General features: G+C 63.3%; 26 protein-coding genes. 18 read left to right on the top strand and 8 right to left on the bottom strand.

The window, feature by feature from the left end; translation table 11 throughout:
• Nucleotides 1–326 precede the first annotated feature (326 nt).
• A complete protein-coding gene (locus AC0L20_RS32485) occupies nucleotides 327–1070 on the top strand; it encodes a DUF7168 domain-containing protein (RefSeq protein WP_473294616.1) in 744 nt (247 codons plus the stop codon).
• Nucleotides 1071–1094: 24 nt separating this feature from the next.
• Here AC0L20_RS32485 and AC0L20_RS32480 read toward each other — a convergent pair whose 3' ends face one another.
• Entirely contained in the window at nucleotides 1095–1301 is a 207-nt protein-coding gene (locus AC0L20_RS32480) for a hypothetical protein (protein WP_473294615.1), read from the bottom strand.
• A gap of 159 nt (nucleotides 1302–1460) precedes the next feature.
• Between AC0L20_RS32480 and AC0L20_RS32475 the strand changes: the two genes are divergently transcribed.
• The 4 genes from AC0L20_RS32475 to AC0L20_RS32460 all read left to right on the top strand — a co-directional run bounded on the left by AC0L20_RS32475 (nucleotide 1461) and on the right by AC0L20_RS32460 (nucleotide 4992).
• Nucleotides 1461–1757, top strand: a complete 297-nt coding sequence (locus AC0L20_RS32475; RefSeq protein WP_456764342.1) for a hypothetical protein — start codon at nucleotides 1461–1463, stop codon at nucleotides 1755–1757.
• An 84-nt stretch (nucleotides 1758–1841) separates the two neighbouring features.
• Nucleotides 1842–3977 carry a VTT domain-containing protein gene (locus AC0L20_RS32470; RefSeq protein WP_473294614.1) on the top strand — a complete coding sequence of 712 codons (2136 nt, stop codon included), beginning with the start codon at nucleotides 1842–1844 and terminating at the stop codon, nucleotides 3975–3977.
• Nucleotides 3977–4672 (top strand): endonuclease/exonuclease/phosphatase family protein, encoded by a 696-nt coding sequence (locus tag AC0L20_RS32465; protein WP_473294613.1) that lies wholly within the window; start codon nucleotides 3977–3979, stop codon nucleotides 4670–4672. Before AC0L20_RS32470 ends, AC0L20_RS32465 begins: the two co-directional genes overlap by 1 nt.
• A gap of 128 nt (nucleotides 4673–4800) precedes the next feature.
• Nucleotides 4801–4992: a hypothetical protein gene (locus AC0L20_RS32460; protein ID WP_007591059.1), complete on the top strand. Its 192-nt coding sequence runs from the start codon at nucleotides 4801–4803 to the stop codon at nucleotides 4990–4992.
• A gap of 49 nt (nucleotides 4993–5041) precedes the next feature.
• Here the strand turns inward: AC0L20_RS32460 and AC0L20_RS32455 are convergent, their stop codons facing one another.
• Nucleotides 5042–5266 carry a hypothetical protein gene (locus AC0L20_RS32455; protein ID WP_027566955.1) on the bottom strand — a complete coding sequence of 75 codons (225 nt, stop codon included), beginning with the start codon at nucleotides 5264–5266 and terminating at the stop codon, nucleotides 5042–5044.
• A 249-nt stretch (nucleotides 5267–5515) separates the two neighbouring features.
• On the opposite strand from AC0L20_RS32455, the gene AC0L20_RS32450 reads away from it, so the two are divergent.
• From AC0L20_RS32450 to AC0L20_RS32440, 3 genes are all read left to right on the top strand, one after another.
• Nucleotides 5516–5833, top strand: coding sequence for a DUF1476 domain-containing protein (locus AC0L20_RS32450; protein WP_456764346.1), 318 nt, complete (start codon nucleotides 5516–5518; stop codon nucleotides 5831–5833).
• Nucleotides 5834–5873: 40 nt separating this feature from the next.
• Nucleotides 5874–6188, top strand: a complete 315-nt coding sequence (locus tag AC0L20_RS32445; RefSeq protein WP_473294612.1) for a hypothetical protein — start codon at nucleotides 5874–5876, stop codon at nucleotides 6186–6188.
• 689 nt (nucleotides 6189–6877) lie between these two features.
• Complete coding sequence (locus AC0L20_RS32440) at nucleotides 6878–7813, top strand: septal ring lytic transglycosylase RlpA family protein (protein ID WP_473294611.1); 936 nt, start codon at nucleotides 6878–6880, stop codon at nucleotides 7811–7813.
• Here AC0L20_RS32440 and AC0L20_RS32435 read toward each other — a convergent pair.
• Nucleotides 7807–8763 carry an alpha/beta fold hydrolase gene (locus AC0L20_RS32435; RefSeq protein WP_473294610.1) on the bottom strand — a complete coding sequence of 319 codons (957 nt, stop codon included), beginning with the start codon at nucleotides 8761–8763 and terminating at the stop codon, nucleotides 7807–7809. The two genes, AC0L20_RS32440 and AC0L20_RS32435, sit on opposite strands and share 7 nt — an antisense overlap.
• Before the next feature lie 151 nt (nucleotides 8764–8914).
• Between AC0L20_RS32435 and AC0L20_RS32430 the strand changes: the two genes are divergently transcribed.
• From AC0L20_RS32430 to AC0L20_RS32390, 9 genes are all read left to right on the top strand, one after another.
• Complete coding sequence (locus tag AC0L20_RS32430; RefSeq protein ID WP_473294609.1) at nucleotides 8915–10177, top strand: D-alanyl-D-alanine carboxypeptidase family protein; 1263 nt, start codon at nucleotides 8915–8917, stop codon at nucleotides 10175–10177.
• Between the two features lie 2 nt (nucleotides 10178–10179).
• Nucleotides 10180–10866: a dTMP kinase gene (gene tmk, locus AC0L20_RS32425; RefSeq protein ID WP_473294608.1), complete on the top strand. Its 687-nt coding sequence runs from the start codon at nucleotides 10180–10182 to the stop codon at nucleotides 10864–10866.
• Complete coding sequence (locus AC0L20_RS32420; protein WP_473294607.1) at nucleotides 10863–11909, top strand: DNA polymerase III subunit delta'; 1047 nt, start codon at nucleotides 10863–10865, stop codon at nucleotides 11907–11909. Before tmk ends, AC0L20_RS32420 begins: the two co-directional genes overlap by 4 nt.
• Nucleotides 11910–12018: 109 nt before the next feature.
• On the top strand, nucleotides 12019–14037 hold the full coding sequence (gene metG / locus AC0L20_RS32415) for a methionine--tRNA ligase (RefSeq protein ID WP_473294606.1): 2019 nt from the start codon (nucleotides 12019–12021) through the stop codon (nucleotides 14035–14037).
• 12 nt (nucleotides 14038–14049) lie between these two features.
• On the top strand, nucleotides 14050–14826 hold the full coding sequence (locus AC0L20_RS32410) for a TatD family hydrolase (protein WP_473294605.1): 777 nt from the start codon (nucleotides 14050–14052) through the stop codon (nucleotides 14824–14826).
• A gap of 13 nt (nucleotides 14827–14839) precedes the next feature.
• Nucleotides 14840–15637: an MBL fold metallo-hydrolase gene (locus AC0L20_RS32405; protein WP_473294604.1), complete on the top strand. Its 798-nt coding sequence runs from the start codon at nucleotides 14840–14842 to the stop codon at nucleotides 15635–15637.
• Nucleotides 15638–15803: 166 nt separating this feature from the next.
• Complete coding sequence (locus AC0L20_RS32400; RefSeq protein ID WP_063996348.1) at nucleotides 15804–16397, top strand: TRAP transporter small permease; 594 nt, start codon at nucleotides 15804–15806, stop codon at nucleotides 16395–16397.
• A gap of 2 nt (nucleotides 16398–16399) precedes the next feature.
• Nucleotides 16400–17713: a TRAP transporter large permease gene (locus tag AC0L20_RS32395; RefSeq protein WP_473294603.1), complete on the top strand. Its 1314-nt coding sequence runs from the start codon at nucleotides 16400–16402 to the stop codon at nucleotides 17711–17713.
• A 37-nt stretch (nucleotides 17714–17750) separates the two neighbouring features.
• Nucleotides 17751–18728: a TRAP transporter substrate-binding protein gene (locus AC0L20_RS32390; RefSeq protein WP_473294602.1), complete on the top strand. Its 978-nt coding sequence runs from the start codon at nucleotides 17751–17753 to the stop codon at nucleotides 18726–18728.
• A gap of 192 nt (nucleotides 18729–18920) precedes the next feature.
• On the opposite strand, the gene AC0L20_RS32385 is transcribed toward AC0L20_RS32390, so the two are convergent.
• Complete coding sequence (locus AC0L20_RS32385; protein WP_473294601.1) at nucleotides 18921–19826, bottom strand: helix-turn-helix transcriptional regulator; 906 nt, start codon at nucleotides 19824–19826, stop codon at nucleotides 18921–18923.
• A gap of 186 nt (nucleotides 19827–20012) precedes the next feature.
• Here AC0L20_RS32385 and AC0L20_RS32380 point away from each other — a divergent pair, with 186 nt between their 5' ends.
• Nucleotides 20013–20531, top strand: a complete 519-nt coding sequence (locus AC0L20_RS32380; protein WP_473294600.1) for a hypothetical protein — start codon at nucleotides 20013–20015, stop codon at nucleotides 20529–20531.
• 121 nt (nucleotides 20532–20652) lie between these two features.
• Here the strand turns inward: AC0L20_RS32380 and AC0L20_RS32375 are convergent, their stop codons facing one another.
• From AC0L20_RS32375 to AC0L20_RS32360, 4 genes are all read right to left on the bottom strand, one after another.
• Nucleotides 20653–22134, bottom strand: a complete 1482-nt coding sequence (locus tag AC0L20_RS32375; protein ID WP_473294599.1) for an NCS1 family nucleobase:cation symporter-1 — start codon at nucleotides 22132–22134, stop codon at nucleotides 20653–20655.
• Nucleotides 22135–22452: 318 nt separating this feature from the next.
• Complete coding sequence (locus AC0L20_RS32370) at nucleotides 22453–23145, bottom strand: TetR family transcriptional regulator C-terminal domain-containing protein (protein ID WP_473294598.1); 693 nt, start codon at nucleotides 23143–23145, stop codon at nucleotides 22453–22455.
• A gap of 166 nt (nucleotides 23146–23311) precedes the next feature.
• A complete protein-coding gene (locus tag AC0L20_RS32365; protein WP_473294597.1) occupies nucleotides 23312–24961 on the bottom strand; it encodes an acyl-CoA synthetase in 1650 nt (549 codons plus the stop codon).
• A 23-nt stretch (nucleotides 24962–24984) separates the two neighbouring features.
• Nucleotides 24985–26874 carry a TRAP transporter large permease gene (locus tag AC0L20_RS32360; RefSeq protein ID WP_473294596.1) on the bottom strand — a complete coding sequence of 630 codons (1890 nt, stop codon included), beginning with the start codon at nucleotides 26872–26874 and terminating at the stop codon, nucleotides 24985–24987.
• Between the last annotated feature and the right edge of the window lie 10 nt (nucleotides 26875–26884).

The following is a 26884-nucleotide window of genomic DNA, read 5'->3' as shown; positions in this document are numbered from 1 at the left end:
TGGACGCTCTCAGCAAAACGTTCGCTGGAGTTAACCTGACCGCTAAACCTTAACAGCTGAGTCCACGCAGCCGCCAAAGCCAAGGCGCTAACGCAACCTCGTTCGGCTTGTGGTGGTCTGCTCCCGACAGTGATTTGTCAGCTGCGGTGGAATTCGAGCGAGAACGTCGATTGGAGTGAAGCCTCGATTCTGCATTTGACGATCAAGTGCGGCGAGGTCGCGCATCGTACGGTAGAGGAGCGAGGTCCGTTCGAAAAAGGATCAATACGGTTGACAAGAGACCCCTTCCGCCGGTCTATCCGTCGGGTTTATCGGACAGGTAATCAGTGCATCAGACCTCCAATCCTGCCGCGCTCGACAAGCTGAAGCTCCGCATTCAGGCGTTGCGCGCCAAGACGATCGCCAATGGCTGCACCGAGGACGAGGCGCTGTCTGCGGCTGCCAAGGTCGCCGAGCTGCTGGATCGACATGATCTGTCGCTCTCCGACGTCGAACTGCGCGCGTCGTCGTGCGAGCGGAGGGTCTACGAGACTTTTCGCAAGAAGCGCATTCCGCTGGACGACTGCATCGGCGCGATCGCTCGTTTCTGCGATTGTCGGGTCTGGCGCGAGAAGAGCCCGGCCGGCGAGAACCGCTATGTGTTCTTCGGTCTCGGCGCGGATATCGAGGTCGCGCATTATCTGGCTGAGTTGATCGACGGCGCCGTGCGCGCCGAACTTGGCCGCTTCAAGACCTCGGTCGACTACAGCAGGTTCCGGCACCAGGAGCGGCATCTGGCCAATGCCTCCTTCGCGCTCGGGATGGTGGCGTCGATCGCGGACAAGTTGGTGGCGATCAAGGCCGGTCGCGATCAGGTCAACGAGAGCACCGGCCGCGGGCTGGTGGTTCTCAAGACCTCGGTGGTCGATGCGGAGTTCGACAAGCTCGACCTGAAGATGCGGACCCAGCGCAGCGCCAGCCGGATGGTGTCGATGACGGCCTATGAAGCCGGCGGCGCGGCCGGCGCGTCGCTCGCGATCAATCCCGGGCTTGGCGCGTCGCGGTCAGGGACCACTTCCAAAGAAAGCTGAACGCAGCGTCACCGTCATTGCAGTTCAGTCGATGGACTTCTCGAGCTTCTGGGCTGCCCGGAAGTCGTCCATATGCTGCAGGTTCGGCCCGTAGGCAGCCTCCTTGGTCAGCAGGTGGTAGACCCGGGCCACGACGGTTTGGAGATGTTTCATTCGTCCGCGCGGCATCGCCCGGGCCTTGCAAAGGGCTCGGACCGCATGCGCCCGGAAATAATCAAAAGCGTCTGACATCGCGGACTTAACGTCCCGCGCAATGATTAGTTCTTGGATTGGTCCTTGGATTGGTTCTTGTTCGCGCGTCCCAAACGCGTCCAGGAACGCAATCGCATTCAGGAACCTGGCCCTCGCTGGCCTGTTGTTGGCACTCTGGTCCAGCCACGGAGGGCGCCCTTGGAAAGCACGATCATCGGAGAATTCGACACGCGCCGAGGCGCCGAGCTTGCGGTTGAGCATGTCGTGCAGGAATGCGGCGTGCCGCGAACCGACGTTTTTGTCCAGCCCGTCGGGGATGCGAACACGACGGGGACACGCCCGGCCGGTCCTGACGCCAAGGCCGCGCCTGAGCCGGAGGGGCACCAGAAGCTGGAAGGCCGGATCGAGGTCTCCGTGGATTTTCACGGCGATGCGCCCGAGAAGATCGCAGACGCCTTGAAAGGCGCTGGTGCAAGGGCGGTCCGAACCAAGTAGCGGCGAGGGGAGACTGTGGCGCCGGAATCCGCACACGCTGAACAGTGAACCTGGTTCTGAGTTGGGGAACCCGTTGCGCGTTCAGTGCGTTTCAACGCGAACGCAAATGGCGAGGTCTCCCTGCTTCAGAGCTCATCGACCCTGATCCCTGGCGACACCGTCTGGCGGCGGTGCGAGGCGCGTCGTGCGGCGGTTCTGAATGATGCTGCCGCTTATTTCGCGGCGCTGCGCCAGGCACTGCTGCAGGCGCAGGATCTCGTCTATATCGTCGGGTGGGATATCCATAGCGAAACAAGGCTGGTGGGAGAATCCGGGCGAGCGGATGACGGCTTGCCGGAGCAGCTCGGCCCATTCCTGCGCGCGCTGATCCAGCGACGTCCCACCTTGCGCATCAACATTCTCGTCTGGGACTTCGTCTCGTTCTACGCTTCCGAAAGGGAATGGAATTCCGCGGCCAAATTTACGGCCGACACAGATGAACGCGTCCGGTTTCACCTTGATGCCACACTTCCATTTGGTTCGGCCCAACACCAGAAGATCGTCTGTGCCGACGGTTCGCTGGCGTTCGTCGGCGGGCTCGATCTGACGATCAGGCGCTGGGACACGAGTGACCATCGCGCCGATCACGCATTGCGCTCTGATCCCCAGGGCAAGCCATACCTGCCGTTTCATGATGTTCAATGCATGGTCGACGGGGAGGCGGCGGCGTGGCTGTTCGACCTCGTGGAGCAACGCTGGCGCGCGGCGGGCCAACAGATTGACGATCGGCGCCCGCTGAAAAGCTTGCGCTGGCCGGCGAATGTGCCGGTCGAGGCTGAGCATATGCCGGTTGGCATTGCCAGGACCGAGGTGGTTTGTCCGGCAGGTTCGACCATCAGGGAGGTCGAACGCTCGTTGATCGCAGCGATCCGGTCCGCGACGAGCTTCGTGTACATCGAGAACCAGTTCACCAGCGCCACCAAGATCGCGCGTGAATTGGCGGAGCAGATGCTGCGCGTGCCTTCGCTTCGGGTTCTGATCGTCACGCCGAAACTGCATTCCTCGTGGCTGGAATCCCAAGCCATGCAGAACGGCCGGGGCGCCTTCATCGACTGCTTCAGTTCGGCCGGCGTCGCCGATCGCATCCGCTTCGTCTACCCGGTGTCGCGGAAGGGAGATACGGAAGCGGCCGTGATGGTGCACAGCAAGCTCATGATCGTCGACGATCGGATCTTGAGGATCGGTTCGGCCAATCTAAACAATCGATCGATGGGCGCCGACAGCGAATGTGACCTGATCTTTGAAGCCGCATCAGACGAGCATCGGAATTTCATCGCCTCGCTCCGCCGTCGCCTGATCGGCCATTTCTGCGGTCTCGATGAACAGGCCGTTGCGCAAAACGACGATCGTCTTCTTGCGCTCCTGGACGACGTCTCCAAAGCCGGTGGGACGAAGGCGCTGCGGGACGTGGAATCCTCGGTGCTGACCAGCACTCTGGCCACGATGGTTCAGCCGGTGGCGGACCCTGAGCGGCCTCTTCATCTGGAGCGGGCGGCATCGCGCATGTGGAGCACGAAGACGATCATCGGGATGGTCTCGATAGCCGTGGCGCTTTTTGGACTGGCGATAGCGTGGTCGTACACCTCCTTGAGCGATTTCGCCGACACGGGCCGGATGTCGACGCTTCTGTCTGCCTATTCGCAATCCGTCTGGGGGCCGCCGTTCGCGATTGCAGCTTTCGTCATCGGCGGGTTGGTGGTTTTTCCGGTTCTCGTGCTCATTGCGGCAACTGCTGCCGCACTCGGACCATGGCTGGGTTTCGTCACCGCTATCACGGGCGTCTTGCTCAGCGCCTTTGTCCTGTTTGCGATCGGACGGGCACTCGGGCGCGAACGCCTGCAGCGTTTGCTGGGGCGACGTACCGCGCGCATCCAGGAACGGGTCGTCGGCAAGGGCATTCTGGCTGTCGTCGTCATCCGGATGATTCCAATCGCGCCGTTCTCGGTGGTGAATGTCGTGGCTGGCGCGAGCACGCTGCCTCTGCGTGACTTCCTGATCGGAACGCTGCTCGGCATGACGCCCGGCATTCTCGCTATGGCAGTTTTGGGGGCTCAGATCGCTGATCTCGCCAGGAATGCGTCCTGGCTCAACATATTGCTGCTCGCACTGGCGTTCCTGGGCTGGCTCGCGATCTGCGCAGGCGCGCAATTCGTCGCGACGTGGCTCGCCGGGAGGCGCTGATGCGCTTCATGACGTGGAATGTGCATGGCTCCTTCAATCTCAATCCGAAGTTCGATCTCGAGGGAATCTGTTCCATCATTCGCAAATGGGCTCCCGATGTCGTCGCGCTTCAGGAGGTGGATTCGCGATCGCGATCGGACGATCCGTTTGCGAAACTGGCGAGTGTCGTTGGCGATCACCGGGTTCACGCCAAGTCGATCGTCACGGCGGATGGCGACTACGGCCAGACGCTCCTGAGCCGCTTTCCATTCTCCGGCCCGCCCGAGATCGTCGACGTGTCGTATCGTGAGCGCGAGCCGCGCCGAGCGATCGCCGCGGGACTGCTGACCCCGGTTGGCGATGTCCGCGTGGTGGCCACGCATCTCGGCTTGAGCATCCACGAGCGCCATGCGCAGGCTCAGGCGCTGGTGAGCCTGGTGAAACCTGGAAGGACCGTCGTCCTCGGGGATTTCAACGACTGGTTCTGGATCAAATCGGTGCGGCGCGTGCTCGCGCAGGCCTGCCCGAATCGGACGCGGCTGCGAACTTTCCCGTCGCATCTGCCCCTGCTGCGGCTCGACCGGATCTATGCAACGTCCGACAGCCCGATCGGGAAAGTCTGGACCGACGAAGGGGCGAGGGCCTATTCGGACCATTTGCCTGTTATTGCCGACATCGAGATCGCCGGCGGGTCAAACGCACCGTCAGTGCGATAAAAAAGTGCTGTCTTTAGAAGGGCTTGGCTACTGTGCATGGGGTTGTTTTCGCACATTATGCGGTCGGCCCGCAGTGCCGCTCAGCGTGACCATGAGGAACTCTTTCCTCACCCCCGCGTTATTTTGCCATGACGGAAGACATTTCCTACCGGCGCAAGCCCTTGACCCCCGAACAGCGGCAGGCGCGCGATGCGACACGCCGTATCGAAGCCGAAAAAGCCATGCGCGATCACGAAGCGGCGCAGAAGGCGTTCTATGCCAACAAGGAGCGGCTGAGGGCCGAACGGTTGGCACGTGAACAGACGGAGGCGAAGGGCTGACCGCACGCAGTCGCCCCGTCAAAGACGTCCTTGCCCGCGAGCGCTGGCCTCAGTGCCGGTGAGGGACGCGCGTCACGCTCAATGCTTGCTTCAGCGCCTGGACGGCACTCGCGAAAGGTCTGCGAGGCGATTGCGCCTCGATCGCTTCGGCTGCGACGCGACAATCGTCAGCGACCTTGAGCAACCCGCCTCGCGCGAGGTCCATGGTGGAGAGGGCTGCCTGCTCCAGGCAGACCCGTTCAAGCCGTCGAAACTCCCGCAGTTCTTTGTTCATGCGTCAGCTCTGGATGTCCCCCGGCCATGCGGCGCTGAGTCTGCTTAACGAACAGTAAACATCCCTGCCTAGCCGGGTTGGCTGGCGTGGAGCTGATCGGTGCCCTGCGCGCGCCTAGTGCGCGCAGCCCAGCGGGCTTGACGGCGTTTGGCTTCCGCCGGAAGCTTCACATGACCCAGACGTGAACCACGGAGACGTTCGCTTCCAGCCAGTCCGATCCCGATCAGCGAAACGACAATGGAGCTGACCATGACCACGTTCGACAAGCGCGAGCAGGGCTTCGAGGCCAAATTCGTCCACGACGAGGAGCTCATGTTCAAGGCCACGGCCCGGTCCAACAAGCTGCTCGGGCTCTGGGCCGCAACCCAGCTCGGCCTCAGCGGCGATGCCGCGGCCAGCTACGCGACGGCGTTGGTGACGGACCATCTGGAGAAGCAGACGATGGACGAGATCCTCGACAAGGTGTCAGGCGATCTCGCCGCCAAAGGCGTCGCGCGCGACCAGGTCGCAGCCAAGCTTCAGGAATGCTTGCACCAGGCGTTGCAGCAACTCGAAGCGGACAAGTGAAAGTAAGGCGGCCGTCGACGGCTGGGATCGGAGGCGGGTGGTGTCTTGCGGAGTATCTGGCGGAGTATCTCGGAGCGGCTTCGGCACATGGTCCGGCGCGATCGCGCTCGCTGTTGCGATCCTGATCGGCTGCGGCGGCGCTGAGGTATCGGCCACGCCGCTGACGCCATTTCGCTACGAGGCGCAGGCGCAGCGTCATTGCCCGCACGACCGGGTCGTCTGGCTCGATTTCAGCAAAGGCGTCTACTACGGCAAAGGCCAGAAGCGGTACGCCCAGGGTTTTGACGGCAGCTTCGTCTGCCTGAGCGAAGCCCGTGACAGCCTCTATCGGCGTTCGCTGCTTGGACTGCGGTAAGCGTATTTTTCGGGAAGTGCTGGGGTGCTCAGGCGAAGGCCAATGCCATGAGGCTGGAGCACAGCAGGACCAAACCACCGGCGGTCAATGCCAGGAAGCCGCCGGATACGAGGTCATGGGATACGAGGTCATGGTTGCGCATGGGACACCTGCCGCTCTCGTCTGCGATGCTCGATCGGATCGATTAAAAATGTCCGAACGCGCCGTCTTGAAAGGGTGATGCTTGCCGTCCGCGCGAGTGCCTCAGGCCCTCGTGCGGTAACCTTCAAACGCATGGGCCAGGAAGATCCCCGCGCTTACCAAACCCATCAGTGCCGAAACCGTCTCGATCATCGTCTCATTCCATTCCGCCCTGCACGCGAGAAAACGCGGGCGGCCTTGCACAGTCAAAAGAATTCCAGTGAGCGGCGCGACAATGGGGGTGGAGTGAGGATTTGGCGCAACAGAATGTCCGGCCATGGCACGGAGCAGGGCGCCCGCGCCCCGTAGTTCAACGGGGCGAACGCATACGCCCCGTTTACCATCCCGGCGTGAACGCTGTGGGCTCCCCATTTCCGCCGTGTTCGCGTTGCGTTATCGTTACCACTTCCGACGCGGTGGTGGGCCGCCTCGGAGCAAAGGACCGGACAGCGCTGCCCCGTAGCCAAAGCGGGTTAGGTACGGCTCCGGCGGAATGGTATTTGGGGCGAATGGGGATCCGACGTTCAGATTCGGTTTTGCGGGCCGCGCGCGCTGCTGCGGCGGCCGCGACCTGCCTTGCGCTTGCCAATTGCGCGTCCTCCAACAAATTCGCCAGCCGGGTCGATCCGAAATACGGCGTGTCCTCGAGCCCCCGGGTCGTGGCTTTGGGTGACCCCGTCCCGAAGGGCGGCGGCGCCTACCGCGTCGGCAAGCCCTATGTGGTGGGCGGCCGGACCTATGTGCCCGAAGAGGACGTCAACTACCGCGCCGAAGGCATGGCGTCCTGGTACGGCGACGATTTCCACGGCCGCCTGACCGCCAATGGCGAAGTGTTCGACATGGGCTCGCTGACCGCGGCGCATCCGACCCTGCCGATGCCGTCCTATGCGCGGGTGACCAACGTCTCGAACGGCAAGTCGCTGATCGTCCGCGTCAATGACCGCGGGCCCTATCACGGCAACCGGCTCATCGACGTCTCGAACAAGGCCGCCGAACTGCTTGAATTCAAAGGCAATGGCATCGCCAAGGTCCGCGTCGAATATGTCGGCCGGGCGCCGCTGGAAGGCTCCGACGACCGCCAGCTGATGGCCACCTTGCGCACCGGGACCCCGGCGCCTTCGCCCTCGATGGTCCGGGTCGCCTCGGCGCGACCGTTCGTGCCGGAGCTGCCGTCGTCGAACCGCGGCGCCATGCGCGGGGAAGTTCCGACACCGGAGGGACGGCCCTACAATCTCGGCAACACCTCCGCCGACATGGCTTCACTCAGTGCGACCGCGGAAATGTCGGCCTCGAGCCGCAACCGGGGCCGGGCGCTCCAGAACGCCCGCGCCGTGTCCTATGACGGGGACGGCCGCTATGCCACCGAGAGCACACCGTCCGGCGCCTACGCCTCGGACGGCGCTGCCGAGGCTCGCGGCATCCTGAGCGGCCGCGGCCTCTACTGAGCCGCGCTTTCCTTCAAGAACTTCACCAGCGCCGCATTCACCTCCTCGGGCCGCTCCTGCTGGACCCAATGGCCGGCGCCCTCGATGATCAGCTTTCGCTTCAAATTGGGCAGCACGCGCTCGAGCTCGTTGACGCGCTTGGCTCCGATCAGGCCGGTGATGACGGCGTCTTTCGAGCCGGCAATGAAGAGCGAGGGCTGGTGGATCTGCGCATCCTGCCAGGGCGCCGTCAGCTCCCAATTGCGGTCGAGGTTGCGATACCAGTTCAGCCCGCCGCGGAAGCCGGACTTCCGGAAGGCTTCAGTGAAATAGGCAAGATCAGTCTCGCTGAGCCAGGCAGGTAGAGGCTCCTCCGGATTGCCGTGGCCGAGAAAGCCCTTGCCCTCCTGCACGAACATCGCCGCGGAGGGATCGGCAAGGCCCCGCCCGCCGAGCACGATGCGCATGGTGCGCGCGACGTCATGCTCGAACTCGGCCTCGGCAACGCCGGGCGCCTGGAAATACTGCCAGTAGAAATTGCTGATGCCGCCCTGGCGCAGGAGGTCGAGCGGCTTGCCGCGGCCGCGGAAGGGCGGCGGCACGCTCAGGCCGGCGACCGCCGTGAAGATGTCGGGCCGGAATAGCGCCGCGTGCCAGGCCACCGGTGCACCCCAATCGTGGCCGACCACCATGGCCTTGGTCTCGCCGAGCGCCTGCACGAGGCCGACGATGTCGCCGACCGTGTCGAAGATCGAATAGGCCGTCGCCTCGGGCGGCGCTGAGCTCTGGCCATAGCCGCGCATGTCGGGGGCGACCACGCGAAACCCGGCCTGCGCCAGCGCCGGGATCTGGTGGCGCCATGAGTAGGAGAGTTCCGGCCAGCCGTGGCACAGCACCACAAGCGGACCCTGGCCGGCTTCGCGGATGAACAGGTCGATGCCATTGGCCTTGATCACGCGGGTGGAGGACATCGCTTTTCCGCCTTGTTTCAGGGGTTTGGTCAGAAAATCTGAGGTGCCACGATAGGGGCGGGACGAGAATCGTGCAATCTCGGGACAAGCGGCCACCCCGTGTTGTTCGCACTGGATCCAACTGTTAGAACGCCGCTCTCAGGGCTTGGCCATGGAATTTCATCTTTCCTCGTTGGGGCGCACCCGGTTCACCGCCGGAGCGCTGGCGCGCGGGCTGATCGCGACGGCTGTGGTGGCGGCCATCGGCTGGGGCGGGGCGCTCTACGCCGCCAACCAGAGCGTCCAGGGCGCCAAGAAAACAGATGATGCCGGCTTCGACGGCGACGCCCCGACCGCGATCCTGATCGAGGCCTCCAGCGGCAGCGTGCTGTTCGAGAAGAACGCCGACGAACTGCGCGCGCCCTCCAGCATGATGAAGCTGATGACCGCCGAGGTCGTCTTCAACGCCATCAAGAAGGGCGACATCAAGCTGACCGACGAATACCGGATCAGCGAGAACGCCTGGCGCCGGGGCGGCGCACCCTCCGGCGGCTCGACCATGTTCGCCGCGATCAACAGCAAGGTCACCGTCGACGATCTCCTGCACGGGGCAATCATCCAGAGCGGCAACGACGCCTGCATTGCGCTCGCCGAAGCCATGGCGGGCAACGAGCGGATTTTCGCCGCCGACTTCATGACCAAGCGCGCCCGCGAGCTTGGCCTGACGAAGTCGACCTTCGGCAATTCCAACGGCTTGCCCGACCCCGCCAACAAGATGACGGTGCGCGAGCTCGGCATTCTCGCCCGGCACATCATTCTCGATTTCCCCGAATTCTATAAACTGTTCGGCGAGAAGGAATACACCTGGAACAAGATCCGCCAGCCCAACCGCAATCCGCTGCTCAATTCCATGGAAGGCGCCGACGGTCTCAAGACCGGCTACACCAAGGAAGGCGGCTACGGCATGGTCGGCTCGGCGGTGCAGAACGGCACGCGGCTGATCGTCGTCGTCAACGGGCTGGAAGACCCCGACGATCGCGCCACCGAAGCCAAGAAGATGCTGGAATGGGGTTTTCGCAATTTCGAGACCCGCACCCTGATCGCGGCCGATCAGCCCGTCGGCTACGCCAAGGTGTTCGGCGGCGAGAGCCGTTCGGTGAAACTGGTCGCCAAGACGCCCGTGAAAGTGATGGTGCACAAGAACGGCAGCGACAAGCTGATCGCGCGCGTCGTCTATAGCGGCCCAGTGCGCGCGCCGGTCGAGGCCGGCCAGAAGGTCGGGCTGGTCAGGGTCTGGCGCAGCGGCAACATCGCGGTGGAGACGCCGGTCTATGCCGCTGACGCGATCGGCACTGGCTCGACCGTGCGCCGCGCGATCGACGGCGCCAGCGAGCTCGTGATCGGCATGTTCCGTGCGGGCGCCGAGAAGCTCTGATCATGAGTGAAAGCGCGGTAAAGTGGCCGTCCGGACGCGGGCGTTTCGTCACCTTTGAAGGCGGCGAGGGCACGGGCAAGTCGACCCAGATCAAGAAGCTCGCCGACCGTCTCAAGGCAGCCAGGATGCGCATCCTCGTCACGCGCGAACCGGGCGGCTCGCCGGGCGCCGAGATCATGCGGCATCTGGTGCTGTCAGGCATGGGCAAGCTGCTCGGACCCGAGGCCGAGACGCTGCTGTTCGCGGCCGCGCGCGACGACCATGTCCACACCGTGATCCAACCCGCGCTCAACCAGGGCACCTGGGTGTTGTGCGACCGCTTCGCCGATTCGACGCGAGCCTATCAGGGCAGCCTCGGCCGGGTACCGGCGGCGCTGATCAACGCGATGGAGCGGGTCACGATCGGCGATCTCAAGCCGGACCTCACCATCATCCTCGACCTGCCGGTCGAGATCGGCTTGCTGCGCGCGGCCGCTCGCCGCGGCAGCGGCACGCCAGACCGGTTCGAGGCCGAGAAGCTCGGTTTCCATCAGGGCCTGCGCGAAGCCTATCGCAAGATCGCGGCGGACGATCCCGCGCGCTGCGTGCTGATCGATGCCCATTCCGATCCCGACACGGTTGCCGGACGCATCTGGACCGCGCTGCGCGATCGCCTGCTTCCAACGCCGGCATCGGTGGTGTCCATATGAGCCCGCGTCAGACCGAGCGCGAAACTGCCATGTCTCATCCGCGCGAGACGAGCGTTCTGTTCGGCCATCGCGAGGCCGAGACCGCGCTGCTCGCCGCCTATCGCAGCGGGCGCATCCCGCATGCCTGGCTGATTGGCGGGCCGCAAGGCATCGGCAAGGCGACGCTGGCGTATCGGATGGCGCGCTTCGTGCTCGCTCACGGCCAGCCGCTGGCGCTTTCGGTGCAGCGCGCCGAAGATCTAGCTATCAATCCTGATAACGCCGTGGCGCGGCAGGTTGCGGCGAGCTCGCATGGTGGCCTGCTGACGCTGGAGCGCACCGCCAACGATCGCGGCGTGATGCGCACCGTGATCACCGTGGACGAGACGCGCGAGACGATCGGTTTCTTCGGCTCGACCGCGGCGGCCGAAGGCTGGCGCGTCTGCATCGTCGATACCGTCGACGAGCTCAATCCGAATGCCGCCAACGCGCTGCTCAAAATTCTCGAGGAGCCGCCGCAGCAATCGCTGTTTCTGCTGGTGAGCCACGCGCCGGCGCGCGTGCTCGCCACAATTCAGTCGCGCTGCCGCAAGCTGCGCCTGCGCGCGCTCGCAACCGACGACGTGATTGCTGCAGCCGCAACCGCCGCCGGTCTCGACCCGAATGATCCGGCGTTGCGTGAGGCGGCGGAGGCCTCAGAGGGCAGCGTCGCGCGGGCGCTAACGCTGCTCGGCGGCGACGCCCTGAAGCTTCAGCAGCGCACGGCCGCGCTGTTGGCGCGATTGCCGCAGGTCGATCCGCGCGAATTGCACACGCTCGGCGAATCGCTCGGCACCAGCGACCGCGTTGCGCTTGCCGCCTTCATCGACGGCATCGATCGCTGGATCGCGGAACGCCTGCACGCCGACGAGACCAATGCCAACCAGAACCTGCCGCGCCTTGCGCGCCTAGCTGAGGTATGGGAAAAGATCGTCCGCGCCGCGCGCGACACCGAAACCTACAATCTGGAGCGAAAGCCCTTGGTTTTCTCGGTGTTCGGCTGGCTGGCGGACGCAACGCGCTAGAGCATGATCCGGAAAACTATGCAGCGGTTTTCCGATGGGATCATGCTCAAGACAATAAACTAACGCAGGTTCGTTTCCAAATTTCGAGAAGCCGGTAAAGGAATTCGTCGTGGCAGCGCGGGCTAAGAAAACCACTAAGGGCAAGAGCAGCAAGAAGGCCGCCACGAAGGCCGTCAAGAAAGCCGCGAAGAAGGCCGTGAAGGCGCTCGCGCGCAAAGCTGCCAAGAAGGTCAAGAAAGCCACGAAAACCAAAAAGACGGCTGCCAAAAAAACCGGGAAGAAGAGCGCCGCGAAGACGGCAAAGAAGGCAGCGAAGAAGCAGGTCGTTGCCAAGAAGACGGTGAAGACAGCGACCAAAAAGCCAGCCAAGGCTTCGGCGAAGAACGAGACTTCGGCAAAAAACAAGGCCCCGGCGAAGAAGATAGCCAAGACGGCGAGGGTAGCTGCGCCTGCCGTGACCGCCGCACCAGCTCCTGTCGCCGCGCCGCCGAAGGCGGTGAAGCCCAATGTATCGAAGCCCAAGGCCCCGCGTGCACCGAAGCCCATCGCCGCGCCGCAGGCCACCACGCCCGTGGCCGTGCCCGCGCGCGACAACGTCTTCTACATCACGACCGCGATCGCCTATCCCAATGGCAGTCCTCACATCGGCCACGCCTATGAGGCAATCGCGACCGATACGTTGGCGCGGTTCGCCCGGCTCGACGGCAATGACGTGTTCTTCCTGACCGGCACCGACGAGCACGGCCAGAAGATGGTTCAGACCGCGGCCAGCGAAAAAATGTCCGTCTCGGAGCTCGCGGCCCGCAATGCCGGCCGTTTCAAGCAAATGGACGAGCGCCTGAACGTGTCGTTCGACCGTTTCATCCGCACCACCGAGGAGCAGCATCATCGCTCCAGCCAGGAGATCTGGCGGCGCATGGAAGCGAACGGGGACATCTATGCCGACATTTATGCCGGCTGGTACTCCGTGCGCGACGAAGCCTATTACGCCGAGGACGAGACGCGCCTGAACGACGACGGCGTGCGGCTCGGGCCGCAGGGCACGCCGGTCGAATGGGTCGAGGAGAAGAGCTACTTCTTCCGCCTGTCGGCCTATCAGGAGAAGCTGCTCAAGCTCTATGAGACGCAGCCCAATTTCATCGGTCCCGACTCGCGCAAGAACGAGGTGGTGAGCTTCGTACGGGGTGGCCTGCGCGATCTCTCGATCTCGCGCACGACGTTCGATTGGGGCGTCAAGGTGCCCGGGGACGAAGAGCACGTGATGTATGTCTGGGTCGATGCGCTCACCAACTACATCACCGGCGTCGGCTTCCCCGACGAGAGCGACAAGAACTGGCGTTATTGGCCTGCCGACGTGCACATCATCGGCAAGGACATCATCCGCTTCCATGCGGTGTACTGGCCGGCTTTCCTGTTGTCGGCCGGGATCCCGCTACCGAAGCGGGTCTATGCCCATGGCTTCCTGTTCAGCAGGGGTGAGAAGATGTCGAAGTCGGTCGGCAACGTGGTCGATCCCTTCAACCTCGCCGACCAGTACGGCGTCGACCAGATGCGCTATTTCTTTCTGCGTGAGGTGCCGTTCGGCCAGGACGGCAACTACAATCACGAGGCCATCGTCGCGCGCATCAATGCCGATCTCGCCAACGATCTCGGCAACCTCGCGCAGCGCTCGCTGTCGATGATCGCCAAGCAGCTCGGCGGCGTGCTTCCGGAGCCCGGCGAATTCAGCGACAACGACAAGGCGATCCTGTCACAGGCTGACGGCATGCTCGCGGCGTCCCGCGAAGCGATGGCGACGCAGCAAATCCATCACTGGCTCAATGCCGTATGGGCCGTGGTCGCGGAAGCCAACCGCTATTTCGCGGGCGAAGCGCCGTGGGCGCTCGCCAAGACCGATCCTGTCAGGCAGAAGACGGTGCTCTACGTCACCGCCGAAGTCGTGCGCCAGATCGCGATCCTGGCCCAGCCGGCGATGCCGACGGCCTCGGGATTGCTGCTGGACAGCCTCGGTATCCCCGAAGGCGAGCGCAACTTCGCCGCGCTCGGCGGCGCGACGCGCATCGTGCCCGGTACGACGCTGCCCGCGCCGACGCCGGCCTTCCCGCGCTACATCGAGCCGGCGGCGTAAGGCGCTCGCGCGATGCTGGTCGACAGCCACTGCCATTTGGATTTTCCGGATTTTGCGGAGGATCTCGACGGGATCGTGTCGCGGGCGCGAGCGGCCCGCATCGGCCGCATGGTCACCATTTCGACTCGGGTGAAAAAGCTGAACCAGCTTTTGGCTATCGCCGAGCGCTATGACGACGTCTATTGCTCGGTCGGCACCCATCCGCACAACGCGGATGAGGAAGACGGCATCGCACCGGATGAGCTGATCGCGCTGACGCAGCACCCCAAGGTCGTCGCGCTCGGCGAAGCCGGGCTCGACTATTTCTACGACAACGGCTCGCCGGAGGCGCAGGCGAGGGGCTTTCGTGCCCACATCGCCGCCGCCCGCGCCACCGGCCTGCCGCTGGTGATCCACACCCGCGAGGCGGACCAGGATTGCGGCCGCATCCTGGAAGAGGAGACGGCAAAAGGATCGTTTCGCGCCGTGTTGCATTGTTACACCGGCGGGCGCGAGCTGGCGCTGAAGGCGGTCTCGCTCGGGCTCTATATCGGCTTCACGGGCATCCTGACCTTCAAGAAGTCCGAGGCCCTGCGCGCGCTTGCGGCCGAACTGCCGTCCGACCGTATTCTGGTTGAAACAGACTCGCCCTACCTTGCGCCCGGCAAGTTCCGGGGCAAGCGCAATGAACCGGCCTATGTGGTCGAGGTCGCAAAAGTGCTCGCCGAAACACGCGGCGTGTCGTTTGACGAGATCTCGCGCCAGACAAGCGAAAACTTCTTTCGCCTGTTCTCCAGGGTGAAAGCTTAGAACTGGGAGCCGCATGACGCTGACGCTGACGATCCTGGGCTGCGGCTCCTCCGCCGGCGTGCCGCGCCCGGCACTCGGCTGGGGTGCCTGCGATCCCAACAATCCCAAGAACCGCCGTCGCCGCTGTTCGCTGCTGGTCGAGCAGACATCGGGCGAGGGCACCACGCGTATCGTGATCGACACCTCGCCGGACCTGCGCGAGCAATTGCTCTCGACCAATGTCGACCACATCGATGCAGTGTTCCTGACCCACGAGCACGCCGATCAGACCCACGGCATGGATGATCTGCGTTCGGTCGTGATGCACATGCGCCGGCGGATTCCGACCTATCTCAATCAGACGACCGCGAACGACATCATGTCGCGGTTCTCTTATTGCTTCGTCTCGCCGGCTGGCAGCGACTACCCGCCGATCCTGACGGCGCAGTCGATCGAAGCCGGTGAAAGCCAGACCATCCTGGGGAAGGGCGGCGCGGTGACGATGACCGCCTTCCTGGTTCAGCACGGCAACATTCCCGCGCTGGGCTATCGCATCGGCGACGCCGCCTACACACCCGACCTCAACGACATCCCGCGCGAGAGCTGGGGCGCCCTGGAAAATCTGGATCTCTGGATCGTCGATGGCCTTCGCTACACGAGCCACGTCAGCCATTTCAGCATCAACGACGCGTTGTCCTGGATCGAGCGCTTCAAGCCGAAGCGCGCCGTCATCACCAACATGACGGCCGACGTCGATTATGAGGTGATCCGGCAGTCGCTGCCGGCGGGCGTGGTGCCCGCGTATGACGGGCTGCGGCTGGAGACGCGCTGAACCTGCGGTGGAAATTCCGGCGAGAGCCGGCATACTCCTTGCTTGCGCTAGCCCCATCATGTTGATCTAACGTCTGAAAGACAGGGCGCTGGGCGGAGGCGATATTCATGCAGGACCGGCGTGCGACGTACGATCGCCGGGACTGTCTGAATCGCCTCGTGTGAGGATGGGGATCGCGTTGGCAGGAGACGATGTCACGAGCCGGGGACCGGTGCGACGCGCGCTGGATCTCCTTTATCTCGGTGCGGGATACGCCGCCGGCGCCTTCATGGTTGCGATCTTTGCAATCATGATGATCATGTCGATCGGGCGCCAGTTTGCGGTCAACATTCCCGCCGGCGATGATTTCGCCTCCTGGTGCATGGCCGCGATGGCATTCCTCGGCCTCGCTCACACCTTCAAGCGCGGCGAGATGATCCGGGTCGGCCTGCTGCTGGAGCGTCTGCATGGGCGCTCCAAACAGGTTGCGGAGGTCGTGGCCCTCGGCATTGCCGCCGCTTTCATCCTCTATTTCACCCGGCATGCCGTGCAGATGACCTACGATTCCTGGCGCTTCAACGACGTGGCGCAGGGCGTCGTCGCGCTTCCGCTCTGGATTCCGCAGCTCGGGTTTTCCGGCGGACTCGTGATCCTCTCGATCGCGCTCATTGATGAAATGATCAGTGTCGTCGGCGGCAACCGGCCGAGCTACGAGAAGGGCTCGCCGGATGAGACCCCGGACGAATTCATCGAGCGGATCTCACAGGGCGGCGGAGGTTGACGATGGCCAATCTCGGCATGATCGAACTGTCGTTCATTCTGCTCGGCGTCATGATCGTGCTGCTGGGAAGCGGCATCTGGATTGCCGTTTCGCTGGGCCTCGTCGGCTTCGTAGCGATGGCGCTGACCACGAGCCTGCCGCTCGGCTCGGTGCTTGCGACCACGACATGGAGCGCAAGCTCGTCATGGACGTTGGCCGCGCTGCCGCTGTTCATCTGGATGGGCGAGATCCTCTTCCGCACCAAATTATCCGAGGAAATGTTTCGAGGCCTGTCGCCCTGGGTGCAGTGGCTGCCGGGGCGCCTCACTCATGTCAACGTGATCGGCTGCGGCATCTTCGCGGCGGTGTCGGGTTCGTCGGCGGCGACCTGTGCGACCATCGGCAAGATCGCGCTGCCCGAACTGGACAAGCGTGGCTACGACAAGGGCTTGAGTCTAGGCTCGCTCGCGGGCTCCGGCACGCTCGGACTGCTGATCCCGCCGTCGATCCCGATGGTGGTCTATGCGGTCACGGCGAATGTCTCCGTGCTTCAGGTCTTCCTCGGCGGCTTCCTGCCGGGCGTGCTCGTTATGGTGCTCTATTCCGGCTACATCATCATCTGGTCGTTGCTCAATCCAAAAAAGGTCCCGCCGCGCGACCCGCCGATGTCGTTTCGCCGGAAGCTGGAAGAATCCGCCAAGCTCGCCCCATGCCTGCTTCTGATCCTGGCGGTCTTCCTCTCGCTCGTGCTCGGGTTTGCGACCGCAACCGAATGCGCCGCCTGGGGCGTTTCGGGCGCGCTGCTGCTGGCGTGGTGGAGCCGCACGCTCACGCGCAAGAACTTCCTCGAGAGCATCATGAGCGCGACGCGCCTGACCTGCATGATCATGCTGATCCTGGCAGGCGCTGCCTACACGACCGCAGCGATGGCCTATACGGGCATTCCGGCAGCCCTCGCCACCTGGGTCCAGGGCCAGCAGCTCACCCCGGGTATGCTCGCGCTGTATCTGAGCATCATGTACATCATCCTGGGATGCCTGATCGACGGCATCTCGATGATCGTCCTGACCGCCGTGATCGTGCTGCCGATGGTCAAGCAGGCCGGTCTCGACCTGGTCTGGTTCGGCGTCTATCTCATCATCCACGTGGAGATGGCGCAGATCACGCCGCCGGTCGGTTTCAATCTGTTCGTGCTCCAGAACATGAGCGGGCGTGATACCTTGACCGTCGCGCGGGCGGCGTTCCCATTCTTCGTCCTGCTGCTCGCGGCCGTGTTCATCATCACGGAATATCCGCAGATCGTGATGTTCTTGCCCAAGCTCGCTTTCCCAGACTGAGCGTACCGTTTTGAAATTGACTGTGAGGAGAAGCCCGATGATGTCTCGTTTATTCCGCGCATCCCTGATCGCCGGCGCCGTGCTGGCTGCGACACCCGCTTTGGCTCAAACCAAATGGAATCTGCCGGCAGCGTATCCGGCCGACAATCCGCACTCCGAGAACCTCGTCGCGTTCGCCAAGGACGTCGAAGCTGCCACCTCCGGCAAGCTCCAGATCACGGTCCATCCCGGCGCCTCGCTGTTCAAGGCGCCCGACATCAAGCGCGCGGTGATGACCGGGCAGGCGCAGATGGGCGAAGTCTTGCTGTCGATCCACGAGAATGAGGATCCGGTGTACGGGGTCGATGTCGTGCCGTTTCTGGCGACCAGCTTTCCGGACGCCATGAAGCTGTACCAGGCGTCGAAGCCGCTGATTACGAAGAAGCTCGATGCGCAGGGGCTCAAGCTGTTGTTCGTCGTGCCGTGGGCACCGCAGGGCGTCTATGTCAACAAGCCGCTTGCGACGATCGAAGACATGAAGGGTCTGAAATGGCGGGCCTATAATGTTGGTACCGCGCGCATCGGCGAGCTGGTCGGCGCGCAGTCCGTCACCATCCAGGCCGCCGAGCTGCCGCAGGCACTTGCGACCGGCGTCGTGAACTCTTTCATGTCGTCAGGCGGCACGGGCTACGATGCGAAGGCATGGGAGTCGCTGAAGTACTTCTATGACGTGCAAGCCTGGATCCCGAAGGACTACACCTTCGTCAACAAGGCCGCGTTCGAGGCGCTCGACAAGCCGACCCAGGAGGCCATCCTCAAGGCCGCCGCGACCGCGGAAACCCGCGGCTGGAAGGCCTGGCAGGACAAGAGTACCTGGTACATCGATCAGCTCAAGGCCAAGGGCATGACGGTCGAGCCGCCGAGCCCGGCCCTGAAGGCCGGCTTCCAGAAGATCGGCGAACAGCTCACCGCCGACTGGCTCAAGAAGGCGGGAGCCGACGGCCAGGCGCTGGTTGACGCCTACAAGAAGATGTGAGGGCTGGAATATCTTCCGTTCGCTCTCGCGACGCGAGCGGAAGGTCTCTCCCGCATCAGCGGCATTGACCAGCAGGCAAGATCACCAGGCCTAACGCAGCACGGCCTTGCCGGTGGGAGCGCACGGGGAGCCGAGCCGAAAGCCTCGCGCCGGCGACACGGCTGCTGCGTTCCTGGACATGGTCATCCGGGATTAAGCTTTGCGGACCAGTCGCCAGCGTCCTGGCGTGGCACCCGTTGCCGCCGAGAACACTCTGGTAAAATGACTTTGATCCGCGAAGCCGCATTTGACGGCAATTTCCGTGAGCGACAGCGGCGAGCTTGCCAGCAGGCTCTTGCTTTGCTCGATCCGCTGATTGATCAACCATCGATGCGGCGGCGTTCCTGTGCTGACTCTGAAAGCTCGGGCGAAGTGGGCGGCTGACACGCCGCACTCAGCGGCAATTCGGGCCAACGCGATCTCGCCATCGAGATTTGCGCGAAGGAGTGCCTTCGCCGTCCGAAGTTGCCATGGCGCCAATCCGCTGCGGTAAGAGCGATTGCGAGGTTGGCCGACGGCATACGTCTTGAGAAAATGCGTGTTGAGCGCCATCGCGACGTGGCCCACGAAAAGCTCGTTGGCCTCATGCGGTCTTTCGAGCGCCGGCAGAAGGCAAGCACCCAGATGAGCCATGACAGGATCCAGGAAATTCGCGCCCGCGCCAACGTCATATTCGACGCGACCAAGATCAAGCTGGTTCGCCAATTCATTGAGCGTGCCGTGCGGCAGATACAGGTAGAGAAAGTCAAAGGGATCGCGGAAGTGAACGACCGTTTCACATCGCAGATCGTAGATGCTCGTCTCGTCCTTCAAGGCGCCCTTAGGTGCGGATCGACCATCCAGCCACGACTCGGCTCTCTGATACTGCAGCCGAAGGCAAAGTGCGAAGGCCTCGTCCGGAGGCGACGGCAGCGTCGGATCGCCGACCGGTCCGGAATATGCCATCCGCACCGCGGCGAACGTTCCCTTTTGTAGCGACTTGACGAGGCTCGAGCTCGGCTCGCTGATCATTGGAAATAGCTTCGCAAGCCGGTCGCCGTAGAGGCCATCATCGGTCATGATGTGTCTCCAATGCGCGGCCGAACACGACCAACCCACTCTGCGTTCGGTTTTGATGCCCTTGCCTGATTTCCTTCCAGGCCGGTTTCGATCAATCGTGGCTCAGGACGTTCAAGCACCTCGGGTCGGATGACCTTAGATCTAGGCGACGGTTCAAATTCACGTTGGTTGCCTCCGGGAGCATTGATGTACTTTAAGACGATCAAACCGCACGCCATGTCGGGGTCGGCGCAGACCAATCTGTCTTTCCTGGAAGATATCGTCCGCGCGGCCCGTTCGCGGTTCGCTGCGCTGGTGGACAAGCTCGCCGGATTGCAGGCCAGGCCATTATCGAAGACCGCAAGCGAGTGGAGTTCACATGCCGATAATCCGGGCAGCCGCGCGGTGGGTCTGGCGACCGTGACCGATGATCTGCTCGCGATCGTCACCGTGATGGATCGGATGGCCGGCGAGCTCCTGCTGGAATCCGAGCAATTATGGGCCTCGGTCGGATATGTTTCCGGGAACGTCCACAAGATCGCCTTTGGACGATGGCGGTTGCTCGGTAGCCGGAAGCGGAACGACCTGTTCGCCGCCGCGATCGACGACAGGCTGAGGCGGACGCCGCGCTTGGTGATCTCGCTGTTGGAGGTTGCTACCATCCTGGAGGAAGCGGTTGCAGACCTGCATCCAGTCCAGACCAGCGAAGGGGCTCGCCGCAGGTAACGATATCGCCACCGATCATCGCAACGTCGTATCTGGATAGCATGCGCGTTCGACCGAACGCGCATGCTAAGAGTATTGCGGGGGCGCCGCCGACATGGCGGTGGACCCGCAACTTCGAACGTCATTCGCCCGCCCCGACAATGACGGAAACCGGCCTCTGCTCCTTCGAGAGGGCTCGGTAGATCAATCCGCCGGCGATGGCCCCGATCAGCCATCCCCAGTCGCCGACGTTGAAGATCAGTCCATAGGCGCCTGCCAGCGAGAGCCCGATCGACAGAGTGCCGGATACCGCAAGTGCAATCAGTGCCTTGTAGTTCCAGCCGCCGTCGTAATGGAATTCACCGGCTGGCGACATCGTATAGAGGTCCTCCAGCACGACGATCTGCTTCTTCACGAGATAGTAGTCGGCGATCATGATGCCGAACATGGGCCCGAGCGCAGAGCCGAAGATGCTGACGAACAGCGTGATAGCCGATGGGCTGGCCACGAACAGCCAGGGGCAGACGAGGACCGACAGGATCGACGTGATAAGGCCTCCCAGCCTGAAATTGATGCGCTGAGGATTCAGGTTGGAGATGTCGTAAGCCGGCGAAACGAAGTTCGCGACGATGTTGATGCCCATCGTTGCGACGATGAACGTGATCGATCCGATAATGACGACGAATGGATTACCGATCTTCTCCACGATCAGCACTGGATCCATGATCGCCTCCCCAAACACCTTCAGCGTACCGGCCGTCACGATCACTGTGATGATCGAGAAGACTAGGAAGTTGACGGGAAGCCCGAGCAGATTGCCCGTTTTCATGGCTTGCTCATCCTTGCCGAACCGGGCGAAGTCGCCGAAATTGAGCAGGAGCGCCGAGAAGTAGGCCACGATCAGCATCGCGGCATTCGCCATCACGCCAATCGTTGCCGCGGTTGTGGCGGCCGGCGGGCTGAGTTGAAGAGACAGGCTCGAGAAACCGGCCTGCCATAACATCCAGATCGCCAGCGCGAACATGACGACGTAGACCACGGGTCCGCAGAAATCGATGAAGCGGCGGATGCGCTCCATCCCGCTCAGGAAGATGAGAAGCTGGAACAGCCACATGAAAAGGAAGCTGAACCATGCGAGCGTCGACAGGCCGGCGATGCTGTTGTGCGTGAGATCGGCGGCCGACGGCATCAGAGTGACGATCAAGACTTGCACCGCCTTCGAGGCGAAGTAGGTCTGCACGCCGTACCAGACAATACCGACGACGCCCCGCACCATGGCGGCGAGATTGGCGCCCATCACCCCGAACGAGATGCGGGCCACGACCGGGAACGGAATGCCGTAGCGTAGCGAGGGCCGTCCGATCAGGTTCATCAGGAAGTAGACCGCCGTGATACCAACCAGCATGGAGATCAGCACCTGCCAGCCGGTCAGGCCGAGAAAGAACAGGCTCGCCGCGAACGTGTAGCCGCCCACCGAATGGACGTCCGACATCCACATCGCAAACAGGCTGAAGACACCCCAGGTTCGGCCCTCAGGCGCGGTTGGAGCAAGGTCGTGATTGTAAAGCTTTGGATGGGCGCCGGTGATGATCAGCGTGGGAACGTCGCCGCTGTTGGATGACATGTCCTCTACCTCGGATTTGCTGGCGCAGGGCAACGGCGCGTTGGAAGCCGCCGTCCCTGCGGTGGTGCTCGCACTTTGCGGTAGATCGGGTCGAAGCAAGCGACATGCCATTTTATAACGATCGATAAAATGATTTTACGATCGATAAAATAGTTTTACAAACACGAATTTTCGATTTGGCGCCGGTTACCGGCGCAAAACGCCTCGCTGCAACCGGAAATCCAGTGCGGTTCTGGTTAGGATGTCCCGCGCGTGAGCGTAATGGCGGAGAGGGGGGAAACAGGTCGGCTCGCGAAAAACGGGCGGCCGAACAAGGGGCTAGGCGCCAGCTTCGGCAGAGCCCGAAAGACCAAGTCCGCCGAGAACGAGCTGGACGATCGTCGCCTTGGCCGCGGTGTAGTCGGCCTCTTCGAGCTGTCTCTTGCCCTTCATGATGATCATCTGGCTGGAATAATCCGCATAGGCTTGGGTCATCGCCCAGATGCAGAAGAAAAGATCGACAGCGCTGATCGGCCGAATCGCCCCGCTGGCGGTCCATTGCTCGAGCGTCTTGACCTTGTCGAGCAGCAACGGGGTCGAGACTTTTTCGATGAAGCTGCCGATGAATTGAGCGCCGCTGATGATTTCGTTGGCATAGATGCGCGACAGATGCGGGTGATCTCGCGAGAAATCGATCTTCCTGCTGATGTAGCGCACGAGGATGGTCTCGGCGTTGGACGTCATGTCGAGACTGTCCATGTCTCGGGCCCACATGTTCATCGCACGTTCCAGTACCGCGCGATACAGATCCTCCTTGTCTTCGAAATAATAGTAAATGTGGGGTTTCGCGATCGATGCTTTTTTAGCGATCAGTGCCGTCGTCGCTCCGCGAAAGCCGAAATGCCCAAAGACGAACTCTGCCGCATCGAGGATTTTTCCTTCGATGTCCGGGCCCGGCGCTGCCTTGCGGCCGCCTTTTGGCGCGCGGCGGATGCGAAAGTTCTTCAACTTGTCGGCGGGCGTGGCTGCCATAGAGCCTCAAATGGGGAGCTTTGCCTTCACCGGCGAAGGCTGGGCGGGATGGGTCGCCGGATTGATGTCGGCGATTCCGGCTGGAAGTTGCCTTGCCTGTTCAGCTTTATCAAGCAATTAGGACGGCAGGGGCCTCTCAATGCGCTGGCAGACTCATGGAAACGGCTCAGGCCGAGATCGCCTTCGCCGATCCCGCTTCGTTGCGCAGCAGGAATTTCTGGATCTTTCCCGTCGACGTTTTCGGGATCGGCCCGAACACGACGGCTTTCGGCGTCTTGAAGCCGCTCATATGCGAGCGGCAGAAGGCGATGATGTCGGCTTCGCTCGCGCTCGCGCCGTCCTTCAGCTCGACGAAGGCGCAGGGCACTTCGCCCCATTTCGGATCGGGCTTTGCGACCACGGCGGCGAACAGCACGGCGGGGTGCTTGTAAAGGATGTCCTCGACCTCGACAGAGGAAATGTTCTCGCCGCCGGAGATGATGATGTCCTTGGAGCGATCCTTGATGATGACGTAGCCGTGCGCGTCGAGCACGCCGAGGTCTCCGGTGTGAAACCAGCCGCCTTCGAAGGCTTCCTTCGTCGCCTTCTCGTTCTTGAGGTAGCCCTTCATCACGATGTTGCCGCGGAACATGACTTCGCCGATGGTCTCGCCGTCGCGCGGCACCTGCCTCATGGTCTGCGGGTCGATGACGGTGACGCCTTCCTCGAGCGGGTAGGGCACGCCCTGCCGCCGCTTCAAGCTGGCGCGCTCGGCTGCGGGCAGATCATCCCAGCCTGGCTGCTCGGCGCAGACGGAGGCGGGGCCGTAGACCTCGGTCAGGCCGTAGACGTGCGTCAGCTTGATCCCGATGCTCTCGGCGCCTTCGAGCACCGCGACCGGCGGCGCGGCACCGGCGATCAGCCCGACGACCCGGCGCGCGGCACCACCCTTCGGCGCATCGGGTGCGTTGATCAGCGTGTTATAGACGATCGGCGCGCCGCACATGTGGGTGACGCCATGCTGCTTGATCAGCTCGAAGATCTTTGTCGGCTCGACCTTGCGCAGACAGACATTGATGCCGGCAGCCGCCGCAATGGTCCAAGGGAAGCACCAGCCGTTGCAGTGGAACATCGGCAGCGTCCAGAGATAGACCGGATGCTGGCCGAGCTGGCCCGCGAGGATGTTGCTGACGGCATTCAGATAGGCGCCGCGATGATGGGTGACGACGCCCTTGGGATTTCCCGTCGTGCCCGAGGTGTAGCTCAGCGCGATCGCGTCCCATTCGTCCTTCGGCGGGATGGTGGTGAAATCGGGATCGCCTTGCGCGACGGCTGTCTCGTACTCGATCTCGCCGATGCGCCTGCCGCCCTTGAAGGCGGCGTCGTCGACGTCGATCACGAACGGTTTTGGACCGCTCATCTGCGCAAGCGCATCGGTGATCACGCCGGAAAACTCGGGGTCGACCAGAATGATCCTTGCGCCGCCATGGTCGAGCTGAAATGCGATCGAAGGCGCATCGAGCCGGATGTTCAGCGCGTTGAGCACGGCGCCCGTCATGGGGACGGCGAAATGCACCTCGTTCATCGCCGGAATGTTCGGCAGCATCGCAGCGACAGTGTCGCCGACGCCGATCCCCTTGCCGGCAAGATACGAAGCAAAGCGCTTGCAGCGCTCATGGGTCTCGCGCCAGGTGAAGCTGCGCCCCTCGTAGACCGTGCTGACATGATCGGGATAGACCGCGGCGCTGCGTGCGAGGAAGCTCAACGGGCTCAGCGGCACGTAGTTGGCGGGCGTCTTGTCGAGGCCGATATTGTACTGGTTCTGCCGCTCGCTCATCGACACCTCCCTCACGCGCCGGCTTACAGGAATCCGATGGAGATCCACGGAAACACGGCGACGACGATCAATCCTACCAGCAGCGCCAGCAGATAACCCCAGATCGGCCTGATGCCTTCGGCCGGATCGACGCGTCCGATGGCGCAGGCGGCATAATAGCCGACCCCGAAGGGCGGGGCGAATAGCCCGATACCCATGGCGAGAATGATTACCATGGCATAGTGCACTTCGTGGACGCCGACGGCGCGCGCGATCGGAAACAACAGCGGCCCGAACAGCACGATCGCGGGGATGCCCTCCAGCACACTGCCGAGGATGGTGAAGGCCAGGATCGAGACGGCGATGAAGGTCGCCGCGCCGCCCGGCAGTCCGGTCATGGCGGATGCCAGCGAGCGCGAGAAGCCTGATTGCGTCAGTCCCCAGGCCATGCCGGTGGCCGTGCCGATGATCAGCAGGATCGCGCCGGACAGCGCAGCGGTCTCGACCAGCATCGGAAACAGCCGCCGCCAGTCGAAGCGGCGGTAGACGAGGAGGCCGACCAGGGCGCCATAGACGATGCCGATGGTGGAGACTTCGGTGGCGGTCGCGATGCCTTCGACCACGGCGTAGCGGATCACGAAGGGCAGCGCGAGCGCGGGCAGGGCGATGACGAAGGTCTTGCCGATCTCGCCGCCTGTGGCGCGGCGGACATGGCTCATGTCCTCGTGGCGGTAGCGCCACCACACCAGCATGCACAGCGTGATCGCCAGCACGACCCCGGGCAGCAGGCCGCCGGTGAACAAAGCGGCGATCGAGACGCCGGTGACCGATCCGATCGTGATCAGCACGAGGCTCGGCGGAATGGTCTCGGTCTGCGCGCCGGTGGCCGCAAGAAGCGCGACGAGATCGCCGGGCTTGGCGCCGCGCTGCTTCATCTCCGGGAACAGCACGGGCGCGACCGCCGCCATGTCGGCCGCCTTGGCGCCGGAGATGCCGGAGACCAGGTACATCGCGCCGACAAGGACGTAATGCAGTCCGCCGCGGACATGGCCGAGCAGGCTCGCTAGGAACGCCACCATGGCCCGTGCCATGCCGGTCATTTCAATCAGGAGCCCCAAAAATACGAACAGCGGCACCGAGAGCAAGATGAGGTGGCTCATGCCCTCGTCCATCCGGCCGACCAGCACCATGACCGGCGTGCGCGTGGTCAGTGCCAGATAGCCGAAAATCGCGAGCCCGAAGCCGAACGCGATGGGAACGCCGGCAAAGACGCAGAAGCCGGCGACCCCGACGAAGAAGATGAAGAGGTTGAGATTGCCGAGCGGCCGCAAATAAGGCTGCGCCAGCCAGAACAAGCCGACGACGACGGCAACGGCGACCGCGGCCGTCAGCACCATGCGGTAATCGGCTGCGCGCAGCAGCCGCAACAGCGCGAACACTGCCATCAGGCAGACGCCAGCCGGCAGCGCCGCGGCGCGCCACATATTGGAGATCTGGAGCGCCGGCGTGGTGATGAAGCTTTCCTCGTAGGCGTAGTCCCAGGACGGCCAGACGATCAGCGCCAGGAAGGCCAGCGCCGCGCAGGTCGCCACGAGATCGAGCCAGGCCCGCGTGGCCGGCTTGGCACTGGCGACGACCGCGGTCATGCGCATGTGCTCGGAGCGGCGGAACGCCACCGCCGCGCCCAGCATGGCGAGCCACAGGAACAGGATCGAGGCGAGCTCGTCCGACCAGATCAGCGGCCGGTGCAGGCCGTAGCGCGCGACCACGCCGGCAAACAGGATCGCGATCTCGGCGACGACCAAAATCGCCGCCGGGATTTCGACGAGGAGGCCGAGCGCGCGCTCCGTCGAGGCCAGCAACGAAGGTCGGCGAGGGGACCGAACAGTCGCCTCGCCCGCTACTCCGCTCACTTCGACCTCGACATGAGCCATGACGGCTCCA

The organism is Bradyrhizobium sp. Kon58 (assembly GCF_055807455.1).
Note: the sequence above shows the minus strand (reverse complement) of the source record. Positions and strands in the feature narration are given on the sequence as shown.